General features: G+C 71.5%; 1 protein-coding gene. It reads left to right on the forward strand.

Annotated elements, in window-relative coordinates:
* Positions 1-69 precede the first annotated feature (69 nt).
* A complete protein-coding gene (locus ACZ45T_RS39230) occupies positions 70-1,098 on the forward strand; it encodes a polyprenyl synthetase family protein (RefSeq protein WP_468449282.1) in 1,029 nt (342 codons plus the stop codon).
* Positions 1,099-1,118: the final 20 nt, after the last annotated feature.

Consider the following 1,118-nt stretch of genomic DNA (forward strand, 5'->3'; position numbering starts at 1 on the left):
TGTCTCCGTACCTTGATTCTCGACTCTTTGAACGAATTCAAGAGTCCGGTCATTCACACGGAGGACACCATGACGGCAAGCGCGCTCACTTGGAGTTCGGACGCCGTGCTGCGGCGGCTGCGCGGCACGGGCGATGGGCTGACCGGCTCGGCCGGTCCCGGCGCAGCCGCCGACCGCGCGATGGGACGGGCCCTGACCGGCTTCCTGGACCGGATCGCCGGGCGTGGCTCGGGGCCGGCCGTGGACGGAATCGTCGCGCTGCCGTTCCTGGTGCACGGGACACACTCCGGCGACCCGGCGCCGGCCGAGCCCGCGGCGGTGGCGCACGTGCTGTGGTGGGTTTCGGCACGCTACCTGGACGACCTGTCCGACGCCGGGCCCCGGCCGTCCGCCGCAGCTGACACGGACAGTGCGGACCAGGATCTGCTCGCCGTGATCGGGATCGCCTGCCACCTGGCGACCGAGGTGCTCGACGAGGCGTGCCGCGACGACCCGGAGCGGGCGCTGCGGCTGCGCCAGGAGCTATCGCGCAGCTGGCACCGGGCGATAGCCGGGCAGCTCGCGGACCTCACGGCGACCGCGGCGACGGCGACCGCCGAAGAGGTCATGGCCGGCTACCTGGGGAAGACCGGTGCCCCGTACGCCATGGCCGCGGCGATGGGCGCGGTGCTGGCCGGGTGCGATGAGGCGCGCGTGGACGCGTGGCGCGACCTTGGCGCGCGTTTCGGCGTGCTGCGGCAATTGGTCAACGACCAGCGGGACATCTCCTCGGGACGATACGAGGACCTTCGCAACGGGACTGCCACCTTCATGGTGGTGCAGTATCTGAAGTCGCTGTCCGAGCCGGAGCGCGCGGTGGCGGAGAAGCTGCTCGCCGGGTGCGCGAACTCCGCGGCGGCCCGGGAGGAGTTCGCGGCGCAGCTGACCGAGCCGAGCCAGCTGCGGGCATTCGCAGCGGTTGCCAGGCCGCTGATCGACGGGCTGCACGCGAGTATCGACGAGGCCGGCGGGGTGGGCGAGTACGTTGCGGGGCTGCACGGGCTGGTCGATCAGACGGTGAACCTGTACCCGGAGTTCCTGCTGGACTTCCGGGACTGAGAGCCAAGACTCGGGCGGCC

The organism is Streptomyces sp. NPDC030995, assembly GCF_055571215.1.